This is a genomic window from Pseudomonas sp. R4-35-07 (assembly GCF_003852235.1).
Taxonomy (GTDB): Bacteria; Pseudomonadota; Gammaproteobacteria; order Pseudomonadales; family Pseudomonadaceae; genus Aquipseudomonas.
The window spans coordinates 2,753,300-2,772,572 of the sequence record NZ_CP027732.1; the positions used below are offsets into that span (position 1 = coordinate 2,753,300).

The 19,273-nt window shown below is 62.5% G+C and carries 13 protein-coding genes; 3 read left to right on the forward strand and 10 right to left on the reverse strand.

Translation table 11 applies throughout. The features are described from left to right. Positions 1 to 71 precede the first annotated feature (71 nt). Complete coding sequence (locus tag C4J89_RS12565) at positions 72 to 4,988, reverse strand: dermonecrotic toxin domain-containing protein (protein ID WP_124414588.1); 4,917 nt, start codon at positions 4,986 to 4,988, stop codon at positions 72 to 74. Between the two features lie 146 nt (positions 4,989 to 5,134). Between C4J89_RS12565 and C4J89_RS12570 the strand changes: the two genes are divergently transcribed. The 3 genes from C4J89_RS12570 (at position 5,135) to C4J89_RS12580 (ending at position 6,923) form a co-directional block, all read left to right on the forward strand. Then, a complete protein-coding gene (locus C4J89_RS12570; RefSeq protein WP_124362667.1) occupies positions 5,135 to 5,425 on the forward strand; it encodes a DUF5629 family protein in 291 nt (96 codons plus the stop codon). After that, positions 5,412 to 6,587: a lactonase family protein gene (locus tag C4J89_RS12575; RefSeq protein ID WP_124414589.1), complete on the forward strand. Its 1,176-nt coding sequence runs from the start codon at positions 5,412 to 5,414 to the stop codon at positions 6,585 to 6,587. The genes C4J89_RS12570 and C4J89_RS12575 overlap by 14 nt, the downstream gene beginning before the upstream one ends. A gap of 156 nt (positions 6,588 to 6,743) precedes the next feature. Further along, entirely contained in the window at positions 6,744 to 6,923 is a 180-nt protein-coding gene (locus C4J89_RS12580) for a hypothetical protein (protein WP_124362669.1), read from the forward strand. 58 nt (positions 6,924 to 6,981) lie between these two features. Here the strand turns inward: C4J89_RS12580 and C4J89_RS12585 are convergent, their stop codons facing one another. The 9 genes from C4J89_RS12585 to C4J89_RS12625 form a co-directional block, all read right to left on the reverse strand. Continuing rightward, positions 6,982 to 7,575: a glutathione S-transferase gene (locus C4J89_RS12585; protein WP_124414590.1), complete on the reverse strand. Its 594-nt coding sequence runs from the start codon at positions 7,573 to 7,575 to the stop codon at positions 6,982 to 6,984. Then, complete coding sequence (locus tag C4J89_RS12590; RefSeq protein WP_124414591.1) at positions 7,572 to 11,210, reverse strand: AAA family ATPase; 3,639 nt, start codon at positions 11,208 to 11,210, stop codon at positions 7,572 to 7,574. Before C4J89_RS12590 ends, C4J89_RS12585 begins: the two co-directional genes overlap by 4 nt. Continuing rightward, entirely contained in the window at positions 11,207 to 12,448 is a 1,242-nt protein-coding gene (locus C4J89_RS12595; protein ID WP_124370567.1) for an exonuclease SbcCD subunit D C-terminal domain-containing protein, read from the reverse strand. Before C4J89_RS12595 ends, C4J89_RS12590 begins: the two co-directional genes overlap by 4 nt. A 243-nt stretch (positions 12,449 to 12,691) precedes the next feature. Next, positions 12,692 to 12,931, reverse strand: a complete 240-nt coding sequence (locus tag C4J89_RS12600; protein ID WP_124414592.1) for a DUF6124 family protein — start codon at positions 12,929 to 12,931, stop codon at positions 12,692 to 12,694. A 462-nt stretch (positions 12,932 to 13,393) separates the two neighbouring features. Further along, on the reverse strand, positions 13,394 to 15,034 hold the full coding sequence (locus tag C4J89_RS12605; RefSeq protein ID WP_124414593.1) for a BatD family protein: 1,641 nt from the start codon (positions 15,032 to 15,034) through the stop codon (positions 13,394 to 13,396). Continuing rightward, positions 15,031 to 16,770 (reverse strand): tetratricopeptide repeat protein, encoded by a 1,740-nt coding sequence (locus C4J89_RS12610; RefSeq protein WP_124414594.1) that lies wholly within the window; start codon positions 16,768 to 16,770, stop codon positions 15,031 to 15,033. Before C4J89_RS12610 ends, C4J89_RS12605 begins: the two co-directional genes overlap by 4 nt. Further along, positions 16,767 to 17,855 carry a VWA domain-containing protein gene (locus C4J89_RS12615; RefSeq protein ID WP_124414595.1) on the reverse strand — a complete coding sequence of 363 codons (1,089 nt, stop codon included), beginning with the start codon at positions 17,853 to 17,855 and terminating at the stop codon, positions 16,767 to 16,769. Before C4J89_RS12615 ends, C4J89_RS12610 begins: the two co-directional genes overlap by 4 nt. Beyond that, positions 17,848 to 18,342, reverse strand: a complete 495-nt coding sequence (locus C4J89_RS12620) for a DUF4381 domain-containing protein (RefSeq protein WP_124414596.1) — start codon at positions 18,340 to 18,342, stop codon at positions 17,848 to 17,850. Before C4J89_RS12620 ends, C4J89_RS12615 begins: the two co-directional genes overlap by 8 nt. Continuing rightward, on the reverse strand, positions 18,339 to 19,271 hold the full coding sequence (locus tag C4J89_RS12625; protein WP_124362678.1) for a DUF58 domain-containing protein: 933 nt from the start codon (positions 19,269 to 19,271) through the stop codon (positions 18,339 to 18,341). Before C4J89_RS12625 ends, C4J89_RS12620 begins: the two co-directional genes overlap by 4 nt. Positions 19,272 to 19,273 lie beyond the last annotated feature (2 nt).

The following is a 19,273-nucleotide window of genomic DNA, read 5'->3' on the forward strand; positions in this document are numbered from 1 at the left end:
TGCTTCAAGCAAACGCCCGACGTTAAACCGTCGAGCGTTTGTGTTCGGATGGCTGTCGGTGCGGCTTGAATTTACGGTGCAGGTGCGATGGCTAAAAAGAGTTGGTCCTGAGGCGGCACAATCAGCACGTAGAGGATTTTTTCAATGGGCTCGGCCCCTGGCTCCTGCTGGCTATGCAAGAGCGCTTGTACGTGCTGTTTGAGCAGGTCCTTTTGGGTGTACTTGCGCTGACTGGCCAGCTTCAGGTGTGCTCTGGTATAGCGGGCGGCGGGCGCATCGGCGCTTGCATAATGGAAATGGGCATACCAAAGCACGGTCGGCGGCCTTTGCGCTTTGTCATACACTGCGTATTCGGTGAAGAAATCACCGCTGAGGGTAGGCCTTTGCGGGTCTGCCTGGCTGGTCAGGTTGATGTCGATTTCTTTCTGTCGCCACAAGTATTCAAGGCTTTGCAGCGTCGGCCACTGGCGTTTGTAAGCCTCACTGCATACACGCTTCGCCATGCGCTGCATGTCTCTGGCGTGTGCCCGGTAGTTGTCGATCAAGTCTTGCGCCGAGGGCTGGCTGCGGTGTTCCCGAGCAATTTCATCGGCCAGGTCGGTTAGTTTTTTCGCCTGCCCGGTGAGCAACTCGTCCCAGTCAGCTGGATTGACATCTTGCCGGGTAAAGGGGTTTTCCAATTGGTGCTGCTGAGCGGTTATGGCCCGTTCAATCTCTGTGCGTTGCTGCACCAGTTTCTCGCCCTGGCTCTTTATCGCTGCCAGGGACCGCGCCTGTGGGGCAGGTTCTGGCACGTCCATCGGTGCCAGGGTTTTTTCCACCCAGGTGTCGGCCTCAAATTGTTCGAACGAAGTAACGGTTTCATCAAAAAATGGGTTGGTGATGGTGAAATGCTCTTGAGGGTGTTGGCCATCAGCAGGCCTGAGGTCACCGACCAGATAGTGTCTATTGCGGGTTTTGAAGATGCGCTTTGTACGGGCTTTTGGTCTGCGCAGCTTTGCCAGCGACGCTTCGACTTCCAGTGCCTCCTGGCTGCGCACCACGGCTTCCAGCTCGTTTTCGGCGAGGGTGCGAGCCCGTCTCAGCCCGCTCAGCAGCCGTTCGGCGATGAGGTGCACGCGCTGCGGATTAACAAACGTGAGGGCTTCGATGGCGGATGCGTAGCTGCGGTACTTGCCAAGGATAGTGTCATATAGCAGACGCTGTTCCTCGAGAGGATAACCGGTGCTGCTGCGCACTTCGGTGTGCGACAGCAAGACTTCACTCAGCCTCGATTCATCGAGATGTTTGATATACAGCAACTCCAGCGGGGAGGGCTCAACTGCTGACAGTTTTACGACCACCCGCGATAGCGGGATCAGAGCGTGGATTTCCAGATTTTCTGAAAAAAAATGTTGAGGAACGCTGATTTTTGCCAGCAACTCTTCCCGTATCACACGCCCCACCGCTGAGTCCTGCTCTAACAATTCAAGGGTGGTTTCCATTTCGCGGGAGCGGACCGCCATACGTTGGATCACGTCCGCGAGCTCAATTAATCGAGTAACGTGGTCGTTATAGTGCCAGGGACGTCCGCTCTGTATCTCAGGAAGCATGCGCTGCACCAAGTTATTCATTGGCTCGCCACGGTCGCTGAATAGAAAGGTGTCCGCCCATTTTTGCAGATGAAGATGCAGGCGCAGTTGATCATCCCAGAGCGACTTCAGGGTTATTGCCCTGTCCTGGACATGACCACGAGCCCCGGCGCACCGTTCGAGGTCCTGGCCCACCTTGTACAGTTCAATTCGCCGTGGCAGCAAAAGCGCATGCTTTTTTTCCAGGATATCCAGAGAAACTTCATAGCTGACGCGTATCTTTGAGTAGCTCGATATCTCCTGCTCGTGCCGCGTTTGAAGGGCTGTTTTCTGAGCGTCGGTGGCATTTTGCAGAAGCCGCCATACCAGTTTCAACGTACTGATTTGTTTGATCAGGTCATCACGGCTGCTGTTCATTCGAGTCAGCCACGTTCTGAATTCGGCCATCCCATGAGTGAGCTCCACATTGAGCTCTTGCATGCGGCCCTGAAGCAGTTCCAGTTGGCGGCGATTTTCCTCGCGCAGGGCCGCCACGCGCTTGGGACCACCGCCCGTCAGTTTCAGCCCACGATCCAGGGTCCAATGGCCGTTCCCGTCGGTGCTGAGTTTGATGCCGGGATGGTTGGGTTTGTCGGGATGAACAATGAACACTTCGTCAAAACCCGGAACGACAGTGACCCGAAAAAACAGGCCACCCACTGAGGCGTGCCAGTGGTTGTCGACCTTGAACAACCCCTTGAGCGCACCAATAGCGATAGGTTCCGGTACCGGCTCAGGCCAAGGCGTGTTGACCTCGAGCAGTTTTTCCAGCAGACGCGCCGCTGCGCTGTCGCCGGCAAGGGAGCGATCAACGTCCAGCAGGGTTCTGCCGCCCCCTGGCGGTTCGGAAGGGAGGCCAACGATGCCACGTTCAATCAGCGGGAACCCGCTGCCTGCCCGGCCGGGTGGGCGCCTCAAGGGCAATCCTGCAAGGGGCTGTCGGGCGGTATTATCCTCGAGCAACGGCCCGCCTGAAGGTTGTGTGGGCAATCCATGGTGGATCAGTACCATGCCGATGTTGAGCAACAGGTCGACCCATGCGAGTTCCCTGGCAATGGGATCTTCGCTCGTCAATGCCGGCAGGTCCTGATTAAGGCTCAGTGCCAATTGCATGAACCAGCCCACAGCCGCCAACGGTCCGCGCACCAGCATCAATAAAGTATTGAAACCCAGTTGCACCCCTTCGAGAATCAGCGCCCATCGGCTTTCAGTATTGGAGGTTGACTCACGGTCGGCCTGGTCGAGCAACTGACATGCTTCGCAGACAAACAGGTACTCCATCAATTCATTGCGGTTCAGTGCCTGCAGGATCTGATCGTTGCTTTCAGCATCCGCACTTGCCAGCGTCGCGGGCTTGGGGATGCCGGGCAAAGGGTCGAACTCTGAACCTATTCCGCTGATACGTATGTAATGCGGTTCTTTAAAGCCGCCATGGCTGTAGATGTCCCTGGCGTCATCGGCCAACCAGGCCAGTACGCTTTCCTGGATTGTCCCGGGCTGTGCGATGGCCTCCAGTAAACTGTCGCGGCTGGCAAACTCCAGCAGTGACTCACGATAGGCCGGGCGATAAAGCAGGTGCGGTCCGGATTGCGTGTCACGGGGCTCGATGATGAACATGTTCTGCACCACATCAGCCTTGGCGCCGGGTTTGCGTTGAAAGGCGAGGGTGCGCATGACGATTTCATCGGCGTCGACCCAACGCTCTGTACGGTGGGTGCCGACCACTGCCCTGACGCAACGCAAACCTCTTGGCGTCAGCCCAGCTTCACCTTTGATCTTGTGCTCAAGCGCCTGCATTTTCAGGGCGACGGGCCGTTGCCCGCAGAACATGCGTTTGCGCTTTTCAGCCTCCGGGGTATCACTCAGCAATTGCTGCTGTATATAGGCGGGGTAGTTCAGGCCGACATTGACACGTTGGATCAGTTCGTCCACGTAAGCCGTGGTCAGCCACGTTTCGATCTCCAGGCCTGCGGTGTTACGCAATGTCATGCGGCCTCTGGGTTTTCCCGAGAGGTTTTTCAAGGCCAGATCGACCAGGCTCATCGTGACCTTCTCGATGTAGCCACTTTGCAAGGTGCCGACGGGCACATCGAAGCTCAGTTCCAGTTCGTCGGCTTTGTATTTTGACTGCGCAACGTCTGTACAGGCGGCCTTGGCGTGCAATACGGCGTTTCTCTTCAAGCACAGTTGGTGATTCAAATGACGGGTGGCATAAGTGCGGATATCGTCCAGCCCATCCAGGTAGCCTTCACCCTGCGTCAGGCGTCTGAAGCTGGCTTGTTCGAGTAAGCATTGGCGGTAGACAAAGCGGTCGGCCGGTGAGGCATCTTGCAGCCACCTGGGGAGCGCGGCCTGGATTGGCGATAATGTTTCTATGGCGGTGAGTGGCGAAAGCGCAAACAAAGTGGCTGGATTGGTGATCGACGCAAACAGCGTTTCCATGTCGCTGACGGTGGTGGCGCCAGGCAGTCGGACCGCTGCGAGGTCCTCCAGGTGCTGGTTGAGCGCGAGTGCTGCCTGTACCTCGAAAATATCGCCGTCGGGTTCGTACAATTGCCAAGTGATTTTGTCGGCGATGAATTGCTCTGCCACATGTTTACCCCAAGCCTCCCCGAAAGCATCCAGGCTGGTGTAGGGCTCAATCCGGCCTGACACGGTACACAAAAACACCCGCTCGCCGCTGACCACCAGGATGTCGCTGGATTGCAACGTCAAGGTTGTGGCAGCACGTACAAGGTGCGTTTCCAGTGTATAGGCATGGATCGAGTTGTCGGGCCATGGTCGCTTCGCTCTGGCCTCCCGGCTGGGGCAGTTTGCCAGTGTGCTGAGTATCTGCAGTTGTTGGGCATCATCCCCTGATTGGCGAATCGCCGAGGCCCTCAGCAAGCCTTGCAGCAAACCGGCGAGCCATTGCCAACGACTACCGCCGGCATCACTGTCCTGGTTCCAGTATTCGGTCAGCGCATCTTGAAATCCGATAAACACAATCAAGGGCAGTTCCCGTATCACGCTTTCGACGACGTTCAGGTCATAGGAGACATGCTCATTGGCTGGCAGGGTGAGGCGGGTGCCCGTGGCGTCACTGAGGTAACTGTCGAGGTTGTGGCGCACGGAGAGGTCGGGGAAGCTGCCGTCGGCCATATGTTTGAGGGCCACCTCCAACAGCGGATGCAGGGCTCGGCCGCCGCCGTCACGGGGCAGTGCCAGGCAAAGATCGGAGAGCGCATTGGACAGGGATGGGAATTGTTCCTTCAAGGTATAGGTCAGCATCTGAGTAGCGACTGAACGCAGGGATGGACGCGTGAGAAATTGTGCTTCTACGGTCTTTTTCAGAAGGTTTTCAGCTGGGGCGCGCGGGGTGGTTGGCACGGGAGTCATCCTTAACGTGGGTTGGCGAGGTCCTCGTAAAGTAATGTCGACGGCGTGCCTGATGCGGTAGTCGGCTACCGCAGGGCGATGGGAAAGAAGAAAGGCGCAAAGGATTGGTCTATCATCGACATTTTTCCCCTTGATGAATGATCCTGATGACTGCCGCCAGCCTGCTTACTGAACTTCAAACCAGCGACATGCTCGAAATCGATGGGCTGCATGCCTTCGATTTCACCTCAGACGAGCAAGGCTTGCGCATGACCTGCATGGACGGCCGGGCCGAGAAACGCTGGACGTTCAGCCTCGCGCAAGTACAGGCCGCGACCTTTGATGACGCCTTGCAAAGCTGGACCCTCACCGGTGATTCGGGCGAACACCGCCTGGTGTGCATGGCCGCCTTCACCGGCAACAATAACGACGAGGAAGACGAGCATGATGATGCGTAAATTCTGGCCGCTGCTGATGGCCGGCAGTGTGGGGGCGATGTCGGTGCAGGCTGCACCGGCTGACACCTATGAATTGTTGGTGGGCAGCTACACCGCTGGCGCCAGCGAAGGTATTTATCGCCTGCAATTCGACAGCCGCACTGGCCAGTTCCAGGGCAAGCCGGTACTGGCAGCGAAGGCCGACAACCCTTCGTGGCTGACGGTCTCCAAAGACCAGAAGCACCTGTTTGTGGTCAATGAAAACGGTCCCGGCCAGCAAGACCCGGTCGGTCGCGTCAGCAGCTACAGCATCGACCCGAAGAGTCATCAGCTCACCCTGATCAATCAGGTGCAAAGCCTGGGTAACGAGCCGACCCATTCCAGCATCGCTGCGGATGGGCGTTACCTGTTCGTCGCCAATTATTCGGTGGTGGAAGACCCGGGTGGCAGCCTGGCAATCCTGCCGGTGGACGCTACCGGCAAACTGTCGGCGCCGGTGCAGTTGAGCGGGCACCCGGCCAGTCGCGTCAACCCCGAGCGCCAGGCCTCCAACCACGTGCACTCAGTGGTGTCTTCGCCGGATGGCAAGTACGTGTTTGTGCAGGACCTGGGGGCGGACAAAGTATTTGCCTACCATTACGACCCCAAGGCCAATCACGAATTGCCGCTGACCCCGGCCAACCAGGCATCGGTGCAATTGCCACCGGGCAGCGGCCCACGTCACCTGCTGTTCAGCGCCGATGGCAAGCACGCCTGGCTGACCACCGAGATGAGCGCGCAGGTCGCGGTGTTCGATTATGCCGACGGCAAGCTCACCCAGACCCAGTTGGTTGACTACGCCGCCGGGCAACCGGTGTCCGATAAGGCCGGCGCCGCCGTGCATGCGTCCAGTGACGGCAAGTTCCTGTATGTGAGCAATCGCGGCACCGCCAACCAGATCATCGTATTTGGCGTAGACCCAGCCACCGCCCACCTCAAAGAGCTGCAGCGCCGCAGCGTGGAAGGCGACCACCCGCGCGAGTTCAGCCTCGACCCGAGCGGCAAGTTCCTGCTGGTCGCCAACCAGAAGAGCAACGAAATTGTGGTGGTCGAACGTGACCCCAACACCGGCCTGCTGGGTAAAACCGTGCAGAAATTGCCGATCGATGCGCCCAGCGACCTCAAGTTCCTGGTGCGTCAATAAGCCACAGGCCCCGCAACGCGGGGCCTGACCCTAACTATTAATTCCATTGATGACGGCTACTGTTTCAAAGCATTTCTAAGGTTCAACCCCCGGGCGTAAGTTTGGTTCCAAGGCCTTCCCAGGCCACTCAACCAAACGCACACAAGGGTTACCGACATGAATCTGAACCTCTTCTCCGTCATCGCCGCTTCCGCTGTTTCCGCCACCGTGGCCTTGCCTGCCAACGCCAGCGTGGACGTCGCCGGGAAAAAATCCAGCACCAGCGCCTACACCCAGAAATACCTGCAACAGAGCGCCAACTTTTATGCGGCGCTGGATCACAAGACCCAGGGCTAACACTGATCAACCTGTGGGAGGGGGCAAGCCCCCTCCCACAGGTTGATTGATGTTGGTTTCAGGGCTTTGCCATCACCGCGATAAACAGCGGTGACTCCAGAATCCGCTGTAGCCACGCCTGTAGCCGTGGATAGGGCGTACCCGCAAACCACTCGCGATCCACATGGGCGAACTGCCGCACAAACGGCACGATGGCCGCGTCTGCCAGGCTCATGTGCGCGGCGAGCAAGTACTCACGATCCGCCAGCAAATCCTCCAACTTCTGCAAGAACACCTCGCCCTCGGCCCGATAATCTTCCATCGGCTGCTGCGGATAGCGTTCGGCGTACTTGTATCGATTCAAATGATGTTTGAATGCTGAATCGTTCTCGGCGATCAACTCCAACACCGCTGGATTCCCCTGCAACAACCAGTCATCCGGATCGTACCGGGCCAATGCCCATTGCATGATCTCCAGGCTTTCCTCGATCACCCGACCTTCCACGCTCAGCACCGGAACCGTGCCCTTGGGCGACAATGCCAGCATCTCGGCCGGCTTGGCCTTGAGGCTCACCTCGATAATCTGCACCGCCACCCCCGAGTAGCGCAGCGCCAGGCGTGCGCGCATTGCATAGGGGCAGCGCCGGAACGAGTACAGCAGCGCTTCGCTCACTTGACCTCCAGGGTGCTCAGGCCATTGCCCTGGCGCTTGACCTGGATCTGCACCGGGATGCGCTCATGCATTTCCTGTACATGGGAAATCACCGCGACCTTGCGGCCCTGAGCCTGCAAGCCGTCGAGGGCGTCCATGGCCAATTGCAGTGATTCGGGGTCGAGGCTGCCGAAACCTTCATCGATAAACAGCGATTCGATCTTCAACGTGCTTGACGCCATCGACGCCAGGCCCAAGGCCAATGCCAGGGACACCAGGAACGTCTCGCCGCCGGACAACGAGTGCACCGAGCGCAGTTCATCACCCATTTCCGTGTCCATCACCAGCAGGCCCAACATGCTGCCGCCACGCTTGAGGCGGTAGCGGCGCACCAGTTGGCGCAGTTGCACGTTGGCGTGATGCACCAGCAGGTCGAGGTTGTAGGCCTGGGCGATCTTGCGGAAGGTGTCGCCGGTGGCCGAGCCGATCAGCGCGTTCAGGCGGGCCCAGCGCTGCCATTCGTCATAGGCCTTGGCGATTTGCTCGGCCAGGGCGCTGTTGGCATCCTGGCGGCGCTGGTCCTCGGACTGGCGCGCGCGCAGTTCGGCGCAGTGTTTCTCGCCCTCGGCCAATTGCTGGTTGAGCGCGGCGAGGCTGCTGTCCAGCTGTTCGGCGTCCAGGTTGCCATTGTGCAAGGCCTGGTGCTCGGCGAGGCGTTGTTCGCGCTCTTGCAGCAGTACGCTGGCTTGTTCGACGGCTTTTTCGCAGGTGTGCACTTGCTGGCGCAGGTCGGTGACCTGGGCATCGTCCAATGCCAGCAGACGTGCCAGGCCGTCATCGTCCAGCTCGGGGTGCGCGGCGCGCCACGCGCTGATGCGCGTGTCCAGGGCCTGTCGTTCGCTCTCGAGCGCTTGCTGGCGCTCCTGCACGGCCTTGAGGTCGGCGACCAATTGCACCAGGGCGGAGTGAACGGCGTGCAACTCCTGGCTGGCATCGGCTTCGCTTTGGCGCGACTGGGCGACGGCCTGATCCAGTTGCTGTTGCCACTGTTCGGCGCTGGCGTGCTCGCCCAGCAATGCGCTGAGCGTTTCCTGGGCGTCGCGGTGCTGGGTGGCCAGCTCGGCGACCTGCAGGTTCAGCGCCTCCAATTGCTGCTGGCGATGCTGCTGGTGGGTCTGTTGCTTCTCGATGGCCTGCTGACGCTCTTGTTGTTCAGCCAGCTCATCACGCTGATGGCCCAGGTGTTCCAGGCGCTGGCTGACCTGCTGATCGAGTTGCATGAAGGTCGCCGCCGGCTCGCTGCGCAAGCCTTCCAGCGTCGCGCTGGGCAACAGGCTGGCGAAGCTTGCGAGTTCTGCATCGAGGCGTTCGCGGTCGTTGGCCAGGGCGCGCTGCTGGTCGAGCAACAGTTGGCGGGCCTGCTGGCTGGCGTCCTGGGCGGCTTGCAACTGCTGCTGCAAACGCCCGGCGTTCTGTTGCAGGTTGAGCAGGGCGCTTTGGCGCTGTTCGTCCTGGGCGATGCTTTGCGTCAGTTGCGCCAGTTGCTGGGTCAACCAGCTGCTGCGCTTGGCGGCGTCCTGGTTGAACAGCGCGGCGCACAGCGGATGCGCCTGCAGGCTTGGCGCCAACGCTTGCTGCTGCAGCGCAAGCTGTTCCTGCTGCGCCAGGAATTCCTTTTGCTGGGCGATCAGGCCACCCACTTCGCCACGCAGCTCGGTGAGCTTTTCCTTGAGGCTGTCGACGGCTTTCTGCGCCGTGGCCTCTTCGTTTTCATCGTGGCGCCCCAAGCTCTGCAACAACGCTTCGGGCTGGTGATACGGATGTTCGTGGCTGCCGCAGACGGGGCAGGGCTGGTCGTCCTGCAACTGTTCGCGCAGTTCCTCGACGCTGGCACTGCGGGCCAGGCGCTGGCGCTCCAGCAGTTGCTTGGTCACCGTCAGGGTTTGCTCGGCCACCGTCAGTTCGGCTTTGGTTTGCAAGCCGGTCTGGTTCAGTTGCTCGCGCTGCTGCGCCGCCTCGGCGAGTTTTTGCGCCAGGCTGCTGGCCTGGGTGTCGAGCTGCTGCTGGCTGTCCCACAATCGTGCCAGGTCTTCGAAGGCACGTTGTTGCTTGCGATTGTCCTGCAAGAGGCTGGCGAGCAATTGCAGTTGTTCGGCCACTGCGTGCGGCTCGGCCCCGGCCTCCTGGTACAGCAGGTCCAGGGCTTCGCGCTGCTGGGTGAATTGCGCCACGGCGGCGGTGACGCGCTGTTCGAGTTGCGGCAGTTCGGTCTCGCCCTGATTCAGGCGATTGCCGATCAGCATCAGCTGTTGCAGGCGGTCGCGGTAGGCGGTCCAGGCGTCGCTCAGGGGCGCGAGGGCGGCGCTGCGCTCCAGCTCAGCGGCCAGGCGTTGCAGGCGCTCGCCGATCTGGGCCTGCTTTTCTTGCAGGCTGTTGAGCAAAATCTGACCTTCGCTGCAGGCGGTGGCGTGCTGCTGCTGGTCCTCGGTGCGCTTGGCCAGTTCCTTGGTCAAGTGGGCGAGGGTGGTCTGTTGTTCGAAGGCCTGGCGCAACAACGGCGCGGCCTGCGCCTGGTTCTGCTGGGCTTGCCCGAGTGCCGACTGGGCGCTGGCCTGCTGCTGTTGCGCCTGTTCCTGGCGGCTGTGCAGCACGGCTTGTTGTGCAAGGTGCTGCTGAATCTGCGTGGCGAGCGGTGCCAGCAAGGCGTCGAGTTCTGCGCGGCGCAGGAAGTGATGGCGCTGTGGGGCGAGCTGGTCCAGGCGCGTCAGGTCCTGGCGCTGCTGGCCTTGGCTGTCCCACCGTTGCTGGGCGTGCTGCAACTGCTCGGCAGCGCTTTGCTGGCGCTCCTGCCATTCGCGCAGTTCCTTGAGCCAGGTGTGCTGCAATTCCAACTGCTTGAGCTGGGCCTGGTGAGTCTTGAGTTGCTGCTGCGCGTGGTTCAGTTGCTGATCCAGCTCGGCGCGGGCTTCGGCGGCCAGGGGTACCACGCCGGTGGCCTGGTCCTGCAACTGTTTGTGGGCGTCCCTGGCGTCCTTGGCCTTGTCGAAGGCGCGGCGGCCAAGTTGGGTGTAGAGCGCGGTGTCGGTGAGCTTTTCCAGCAGTTCGCTGCGCTCGTTGTCGTTGGCCTTGAGAAAGGCACTGAACTCGCTCTGCGCCAGCAGCACCGCACGGGTGAACTGTTCGAAGTTCAGGCCCAGGGCCAGTTCCAGCTGGGTCTTGTATTCGGTTTTCTGGCTGGCCAGCAGTTGCTCGCTGTCCAGGTCGATCAGGCTCTGGCGGCTGCTCTGCAACTTGCCGCTGGCCTTGTCGCGGGCGCGGTTGGCTTCCCAGCGCGCCCGGTAGCGCCGGCCGCTGACGCCGACGAAATCCACCTCGGCGTAGCCACCGCCGGTACCCCGCCTGAGCAGGGTGCGCGGGTCGCCGATGGAAATATCGCTGTCGGCATCCGGCATCTTCGCCTGGCCGGTATCGCCCAAACGCGGCACCGCGCCAAACAGCGCCAGGCACAGTGCATCGAGCAGGGTGCTTTTGCCGGCGCCGGTCGGCCCGGTGATGGCGAACAGACCGGCACTGGCCAGCGGCTCGGCGGTGAAGTCGATCTCGAACGGCCCGGCCAGGGACGCGAGGTTTTTCAGGCGGATGGCGAGGATCTTCATGGCTGTTCGTCCTCCTGTTGCACTTCCTGGAGCAGCACGGCGAAGTCCTTCAAGGTTTGTTCATCCACTTCGCTGCCGTAGCTGTCCTGCCAGGCACGGCTGAACAGTTCCTGGGGCGTGAGCTGGTCGAGTTCGACCAGGCGCTCTTCATCGCCGTCAGCGCGCGGGCCGTTGCCGGCGTATTCGGCGGCGATGCGCACCAGGCGCACGGCCTTGCCTTGCAGGGCGGTTTCGATCTGCTGGCGCAGGTCCGGTTGCGGTTCGTCCAGGCGCACGCGCACTTCCAGCCAGGGATGGCGCTGGGTTTCGGCGAGCAGGTCGATGTCGGGCAGCTCGGCCAGGACCTTGAGAATATCGGCCAGAGGCGCGGCTTCCAGGCGTTGCAGGTTGACCGAGCGCGGAATCAGCAGCGGTTCGACGCCGACCAGTCGTTCGCCCTGGAACGTTACGTCGAGCACCTGGTGCTTGTAGCTGATTTCGGAAAACGACAGCGGAATCGGCGAGCCGCTGTAGCGAATGCGCTCTTCGCCATTCACTTTTTGCGGCTTGTGCAGATGGCCGAGAGCAACATAGCCGACACTCTTATCGAACAGGCTGGCCGGCAGCGCCTCGGCATTGCCGATGATCAGGCTGCGCTCGGAGTCTTCCGACACCGAACCCCCGGCCATGTGCGCATGGCTGATGGCAACCAGCGCCTGGCCTTTCTTGCGTTTGGCGTTGGCGGCCGCGATCAGCCATTCATGCACTTGGCCGATGCCGCGCAGGTAATCATCGCCCAACTGCGCACCCGTGACTTCCGCCGGGCGCAGAAAGGGCAGCGCCAGGCACCAGGCGACGATCTTGCCTTTGGCGTCCGGCAATGGGATCAGCAGGCGTTCGGCATCCAATTGGCCGTCATCCAGCCACAGCACACGGCCCAACGCATGGGTGCGCAGACGGCGCATCAGCGGGGCGGGCAACTCGATGCGCGAACCGGAGTCGTGGTTGCCGGCGATCATCACAATCGTCAGCGTGGGGTTTTGTTCGTGGGCGCCGATGATGAAGTCATACAGGCGCTCCTGGGCCTTGAGCGGCGGGTTGACCGTGTCGAAGATATCGCCGGCGATCAGCAGCGCATCCGGGCGGTGGGCCTTTAGTTGGCCCAGCAGCCATTCGAGGAAGCAGGCATGTTCGAAGTCGCGTTCCTGGCCGTGCAGGTTTTGCCCAAGGTGCCAGTCGGAGGTGTGAAACAGACGCAAGGCGAACTCCGTGGAGAAGATGAAAAGGAGGGGAGTTTACCTGTATTACTAGCGCAGTGCCTTGGGGGACGCCGGGGGTGATCGTTCCCACGCTCTGCGTGGTAATGCCTCCTGGGACGCTCCGCGTCCCGCCAGGCGCTGCAAGTTCCGCTACTGCACACAGGTGACGCAGAGCGTCACGGGCTGCATTTCCACGCGGGAGCGTGGGAACGATCTTTGAAGCCGCGCTCCACAGGGGGGGCGTTATGCCTGGGGTTGCAGGCACTCCAAGGCTCGGTCCGCCAGGGTGCGGGCCATGTCGATCAGGTGGGCGGTGGAGCAGGCCATGTCGCGTTGGGCGCCGTTGAGGTCTTCAGCGGTCTGCGTTGCGGTAGTGGCGGCGCAACTTAATAGCGAGGCAATGCTTGCGATGGCGTCCTCGAAGCTGAGGTCTTCGTGGGCGACAAAAATCGGAAAGGGGGGATCGGGGACGAGTTTGTTCATGCGTGAAGCTCCTGCTTGGATTGGGAGCCATTCTTTTGCCGATCTCACACGTCAAAAGGTGGCAGCTATGTGCGGGGTGAGATACCGGAAAGCAGGACCCGGCCAGACCAAAGCCTGCCCGCACATAGCCGCCATAGACGGTCTTAGCGCATGGCGCCTGCTAATACACGGGATCTCACACCCGATCGCTGATGTGCAGCGACGAAGCGAAGGCTAGCCAGTGGATTGAGCAGGCGCAAGGCCGAAGGATTGTCTAGGAAACGTCCTGCAAATTAAAGCGATATGGATTGCTGGCCTTTAACAATGCATGTCCAGCAGGCGATGCAGGCCAACTGTGGGAGGGGGCTTGCCCCCGATGGCAATGGATCAGTGACAAGTATGTTGACTGACACACCGCTATTGATCGTTCCCACGCGGGAGCGTGGGAACGATCTTAGGTGGGGGCTTGCCTCGTGTCAGGGGTTATTTGGGGTAGAGCGGCGGCAGGCTGGTGGTATCGGTGGCCGGGTCTTGTACGCGCTCCGCCACGGGGATGGCCTTGATTGCGCGCCACAGGTCTTCACCCAGCCAATACTGGCCACTTTCGCTGTACAACGCGCCGTTCAGCCCGTCCAACGCATCCGACAGCGGCACGAAGCGCGCGGCCATGTCGGCGAGGGTTTCCGGTTGTTGGCGGGCCCAGGCATCCAGGGCCTGGCGGGTGGCGTGGGGGTCGTTGGCCTGGGTCGCGCGCTTGAGGTCGTCGAGCAGGGTGCGCGGGCTGGGGCCGGTTTGCGCGGCGCGTTGCACGGCGGGTTGGCGGCGGGCGCGCCACCACAGGCCGAAGCCCAGCAGGGTAGTGCAGGCCAGCAGCAAGGTGCTGAGCTGCCACAGCCACAGGCGTTCGTCATCCGGCGCGGTGATGACGGTCGGCGTGGCGGGGGTGTCCACCACCAGGCTCGGGTTGACCGCCACTTGCAGGGTGCGGGCCGGCAGGCTGGTGCGTTCCAGGTGGTCTTCGTGGGTGTTCCACCACACCACTTCCACGGCGGGCAGTTCCAGCGCACCGGCACGGGTGGGCACCAGTGCCTCGCGGTCTTCGCGGCTGCCGATCAGGCCACGGTCGCTGGTCTGGTTGCCCAGTACCGGTTGGTCCGGGTAGCGGCGCAGGCCGTTGACATCGGTACTGGGCAGCGCCGGCAGTTGCGCGCTGGACAGGCCCTCGACCTTGACCGTGAGGCTGCGCGTCAGCGAGTCACCGACCTGCACATGCTCAGGCGTGGGATTCCAGGCTTCGTCCAGGCTCAGGCTGCGCGCCGGCAACCAGGGCGTGTCGGCGGGGTAGAACTCGGGCTTGGGCTTGACCGTCAGCGCAAGCGGCGCTGAGCTTGCGTGGATCAGCTTGCCCGGCTTGGTGCCCTGCAGCGTGTTCTCCTGGGGAGGGCGCGATTCCACCAGGGTCGCGCTGAAGGTCTGTGCTCCAATCGCCAAGGCCCCGCTGTGCTGCGGATAGATCGCGTAGCGGGTTTCGATCACGCCATGGCGGATGCTGTTGATGACTTTTTCATAGGTGCGCGACTCGCCCAATTGCTCGACCCGTGCGTCGGGGATTTGCAGGGGCGTGAGGCTGCTGTCGTCATACAGCGACACCGAGTGATACACGCGCACCGTCAGCAGGGCTTGGGCCTGCACGTAAACGCTGGTCTGGTCGAGGTTGGCTTCGACGAACACCGGTGCCAGTTCGGCGCTGGTGTTCTGGCTGGCGGTTTCCAGCACTTGCAGGGTGATCGGCTGGGTCTTGAGGTCGCCCACCTGCAGCGGCGGGATCACCACGGTGCCGTTTTCCCTGGGCAGCAGGGTGATGATCCAGCGCGTGGTCGCGTGGTTATCGCCGCCCAGGGTGGTGAGCTGGTTGATCTGGCGCGTGCCGCTGACTTCGAACTGCGCATCCAGGGGCGACAGGTCGGGCTTGCCGAACTGGGTCACGTCGCTGGATTCCACCGTCAGCTCCACCGTTTCCCCTGAGTTGAGGCGGCTGCGGTCGACGCTGGCGACCAGGTTCGCCGCCTGGGCGTGGCCTGCCGACAAAGCGAGCAAGAGCAGAAGGGTGGTGCGGCGGCTCATCGAGTCTTGTCCTGATGTTGTTGCTGTTCGTACCAGAATTTGCGTCGCAGCAGTTCACCGGGGTTGTCCGGGATCTGTTGCAGCCATTGCTCCAACGCCTGGCGATGTTCGCCTTCAAGGCTGGCATCGGCGGGGCGTAGCGGCGGCGTGGTGGTTTGCTCGTCGCCGAGCTCGCTGCCTGGCACGTCGTTACCGTCGGTTGGCGGCGAGCCCGCGGTGTCGGTGGCGCCGTTGGCGGCTTGGCCCTGACCCTGGGTGGATTGTTCGCCACCCTGGGCATTTTGCCCGTCGGCGCCCGGTTGCGCAGTTTGGCCGGGTTGGGTGGTTTCGTCATCCTGGTTTTTTTCGGGTTCGTCGGGCTCAGGCTGGGCTTGTTCGCGCAGCAGGTTTTCCACCAGCGCCTTGTTCTTCAGGGCCGGCTGCAGATCGGGTTGGGCTTCCAGCGCCTGTTCGTAGGCATCGATCGCGGCTTCCAGCTCACCCGATCGGGCCAGGGCATTGCCGCGATTGTAGTGGGCGTAGGCGTTGTCACCCTGGGCAAAACGCTTGATGGCTTCGGCATAGTTACCGGCTTCGTATAGGGCCACGCCTTGCCATTGCGGGTCCTGGAAGCGTTCGGCGGCCTCGGCCGGGCGTTTTTTCTTCAGCAGGTACTGGCCTTGCTGGTCGGGGCGCAGCCACAGGTCCTGGAATTCGAAGGCATAGCTGGGCTGCGGTGCGGCCATCAACAGCAGCGGCAGGCAGAACAGCCAGCCGCGACGCCCGGCGCAGGCGGCCAATAGCAGCAGCGGCAGGAGCAGCCAGTAACCCTGGTCGGCCCAGGTGTCCAGGCGCAGCAGTTGACCGTCGTCGCGCAAGGCCTGGGGCGGGTCGAGTACGCCGAGTTGGCGCAGGTCTTTGTCGTCCAGGCGCGCGGCCCGGTAGCGGCCGCCCATTTCGCTGGCGAACGCCTTGAGGGTCGGGCTGTCGAGGCGCGGGATCAGGATCGCGCCCTGTTCGTCCTTGAGGAATTCGCCGCTTTCCTGGGTGACTGGCGTGCCTTCACGACTGCCGATGCCGAGGATCGACAAGCTCGGCGCCTGGCTGCCTTGCAACAGCAACCGGATACCCTGGCGCTCCTGTTTGGACAGCGACGAGCCGATCAGCAGCAGGCGCCCCTGGCCGAGGCCGCCGTGCTTGAGCAGGGCCAGGGCTTTTTCCACGGCCAGGTCGGCGCGGTGGCCAGGCGCGGGCATGATCGAGGGGCGCAGCGCTTCAAGCAGGTTACGGCTGGTGGCCAGGTCATCCGACAGCGGCACCAGGGTGTGGGCGCTGCCGGCATACACGATGATGGCGGTTTGCGCATCGGTGCGCGCCTGCAGCAAGTCATAAAGCTTGCGCCGCGCCTGTTCGAGACGGTTGGGCGGGCTGTCGGTGGCGAGCATTTGCGGGGTGAGTTCCAGCAGCACTACCAGCGGGTCGGAAGGCTTCTGGCTGAGTTGTTCAACCCGTTGCCAACTGGGCCCCAGCAGCGCCAGCAACGCCAGCAGCCAGGCGATGCCCAGTACCACCCAGGGCGATTTGCTTTCGCGGCCGTTGCCGCCACTGAGCAGCGTGGCATGGAAGGCCTGGGGCAGGATGAGCTGCCAGCGCCCGGCGCGTTTTTGCCGGTGCCACAGTTGCCACAGCAACCAGCCGAGCAGCGGCAGCAGCAACAGCCACCAGGGGCGCAACCAGTGCGGCCACAAAGCGATCATCGACGCCTCCGCAAGCGCAGGCGCTTGAGGCGCTGGCGCCATTCCGGGCTCTGTGGCAGGAACATGCCCTTGCTCGACAGTTTGGTGTACAGCCGCTGCAAGGCGTTGTTCGGCCAGCGTTCGTGAACCACCAGCAGCAGGCTGAGAAGCAGCGCCAGGGCCAGCGGGCCGCTGTACAACGCGTGGGCCGGGCGGGCCTGAGTGGGCTGCTGTTCGACGGGCTCGAGGGTGTCGAGGGTGGTCTTGATCTGTTCCAGCTCGTTGCCATCGCGGGCGCGGAAATACTGGCCGCCCGTCGCCTCGGCGAGGGCCTTCAGCGCCGGTTCGTCGAGGTCCAGGCTCGGGTTCACGCCGAGAATGCCCAGGGAGCCGGTTTGCTCAGGGTCGGCGCCGATGCCGATCGGGTAGATTTTCACGCCTTCTTCAGCGGCCAGGCGCGCGGCGGTGAGCGGGTCGATTTGCCCGGCGTTATTGGCGCCGTCGGTCACCAGGATCAGCACGCGGCTTTGCGCCGGGCGCTGGCGCAGGCGTTTCAGAGCCAGGCCGATGGCGTCACCGATGGCGGTGTTCTTGCCAGCGATGCCGATGCGCGCTTCATCCAGCCAAGTGCGCACGGTGCGCCGGTCGAAGGTCAGCGGCGCTTGCAGGTAGGCTTGGCTGCCGAACAGGATCAGGCCCACACGGTCGCCTTCACGGCCCTCGAGAAAATCCCCGAGCAAGTGCTGGACCAGCGCCAGGCGGCTGACGTCCTCGTCCTGCCAGTGCATGTCGGGAAAATCCATGGAGCCGGAGACATCCACCGCCACCAGCAAGTCGCGGCCACTGGCGGCAATCGGCAGCGGCTCGCCGAGCCATTCCGGGCGGGCGGCGGCGGTCAACAGCAACAGCCACAGCACCACGAACGGTGCCTGCTGGCGCCAGCCCGGCAGGTTCACCCGAGCGCGGCGCCGGGCCAGGCGTTCGAGGTCGTTGAGGTAGCTGACTTTCAACGCGGGTTCGCCACTGTCGGCCGCTGGCAGGACAAGGCGCATCAACCAAGGCAACGGCAACAGGGTGAGGATCCAAGGCCAGGCGAACTCAAACATGTTTGCGAATCCAGGTGTCGACGGCTTGGGTCAGGCCAGCGATAGCCTTGTCGTCGAGTTTGCATTCGGGCTTGTAGGCGCCTTCGACCAGCACCATCCAGCGCGTGAGGCCGGCGGCGGGGCAGCGGTTATCGAGGAACGCCAGCCATTTGCGGCCGTTGAGGGTGTGGCTTTGGCTGTAGGGGTAGTCGTTGCGGCACAGGCGCTTGAGCAAGCCATTGAGTTGCTGCAGCCAGGCCCCGGCGGGCGCGCCGTCATAGGGTTTGGGCATCAGCGCCAGCTCGGCCAGGGCCGCAATGCGCAGCGGGTCCAGCGGTTGTTCGGCGCGGGCCACGGGGCGGCGCGCGGGCAGGAAACGGCGTAGCCACCACAGGCCCCAGCCCAGCATCGGGAGCAGCAGCAACACCAGCCACCAGCCCGGCGCGGGCGGCCAGAAGCCGATGGCTGGCGGGGCGATCAGCGGTTGCAGTTGGTCGAGGCTGCTCATTGTTTTCTGACCGGGCGCTGTGGGTTGAGGTATTCGCGCAGTTGCTCGACCATTTCACTCTGGGTGCTCAACGGCATCAACAAGACGCGCAGCTTTTGCGCCAGCAACTCCCAGCGGGCGATGCGTGCTTCAGCCTGGGCCTTGTAGGCCTGGCGCAGATCGAAATTGAGCGTATCGAGTTCCAGTTGCGCGCCCCGTTGCGCAAAGCGCAGCAGCCCGGCGGCGGGCAGGGCGTGGTCCAGCGGATCGGAGATGGGCAGCAGCAGCAAATCGCAATGGCGCGACAACAGGCTCAGTTGCTGCTCGGCGCCTTCAGTCAGCGCCCGTTCATCGCAGATCACAATGCCCAGGCTGCCGGGGCGCAGCACTTCGCGGCCGCGGCGCAGGGCCATGCCCAGCGCGTCGGCTTCAGGAAGGCTTTCGGTGTTCAGGCTCTGGTTGACCCGCACCAGGCGGTTAAGCAGTTGCAGCAGGCTTTGCTTGCTGCGCCGGGGTTTGATTTCGTAGTGCTCGCTGTCGCCGAACACCAAACCGCCCACGCGGTCGTTATGCCCCAGCGCGGCCCAACCGATCAGGCTGGCGGCTTGTGCGGCGAGCACCGACTTGAACATCTGCCCCGAGCCGAAAAACAGCCGGCAGCTTTGCTCGACCATGATGAAAATCGGCCGCTCGCGTTCTTCGTGGAACAGCTTGGTGTGGGGCTCCTGGGTGCGGGCGGTCACACGCCAATCGATGGTGCGCACGTCGTCCCCGGCCTGGTACACGCGCACCTGGTCAAAATCCACACCGCGCCCGCGTAGCTTGGAGTGGTGCAGGCCGATCAACGGGCTGCGCTGGCCGGGGGTGGAGAACAATTGCACTTCACGCACGCGATGGCGCATCTCGATCAGCTCACTGAGCGTGACGTGGATACCCGCGCTCGCGTTCATCG

Bases quoted from the DNA above. Each gene is read 5' to 3' on its own strand.
- C4J89_RS12575 (WP_124414589.1), top strand. From the start codon at position 5,412: ATGATGATGCGTAAATTCTGGCCGCTGCTGATGGCCGGCAGTGTGGGG.
- C4J89_RS12615 (WP_124414595.1), bottom strand. From the start codon at position 17,855: ATGTTTGAGTTCGCCTGGCCTTGGATCCTCACCCTGTTGCCGTTGCCT.
- C4J89_RS12600 (WP_124414592.1), bottom strand. From the start codon at position 12,931: ATGAACAAACTCGTCCCCGATCCCCCCTTTCCGATTTTTGTCGCCCAC.
- C4J89_RS12620 (WP_124414596.1), bottom strand. From the start codon at position 18,342: ATGAGCAGCCTCGACCAACTGCAACCGCTGATCGCCCCGCCAGCCATC.
- C4J89_RS12570 (WP_124362667.1), top strand. From the start codon at position 5,135: ATGACTGCCGCCAGCCTGCTTACTGAACTTCAAACCAGCGACATGCTC.
- C4J89_RS12605 (WP_124414593.1), bottom strand. From the start codon at position 15,034: ATGAGCCGCCGCACCACCCTTCTGCTCTTGCTCGCTTTGTCGGCAGGC.
- C4J89_RS12580 (WP_124362669.1), top strand. From the start codon at position 6,744: ATGAATCTGAACCTCTTCTCCGTCATCGCCGCTTCCGCTGTTTCCGCC.
- C4J89_RS12625 (WP_124362678.1), bottom strand. From the start codon at position 19,271: ATGAACGCGAGCGCGGGTATCCACGTCACGCTCAGTGAGCTGATCGAG.
- C4J89_RS12610 (WP_124414594.1), bottom strand. From the start codon at position 16,770: ATGATCGCTTTGTGGCCGCACTGGTTGCGCCCCTGGTGGCTGTTGCTG.
- C4J89_RS12565 (WP_124414588.1), bottom strand. From the start codon at position 4,988: ATGACTCCCGTGCCAACCACCCCGCGCGCCCCAGCTGAAAACCTTCTG.
- C4J89_RS12590 (WP_124414591.1), bottom strand. From the start codon at position 11,210: ATGAAGATCCTCGCCATCCGCCTGAAAAACCTCGCGTCCCTGGCCGGG.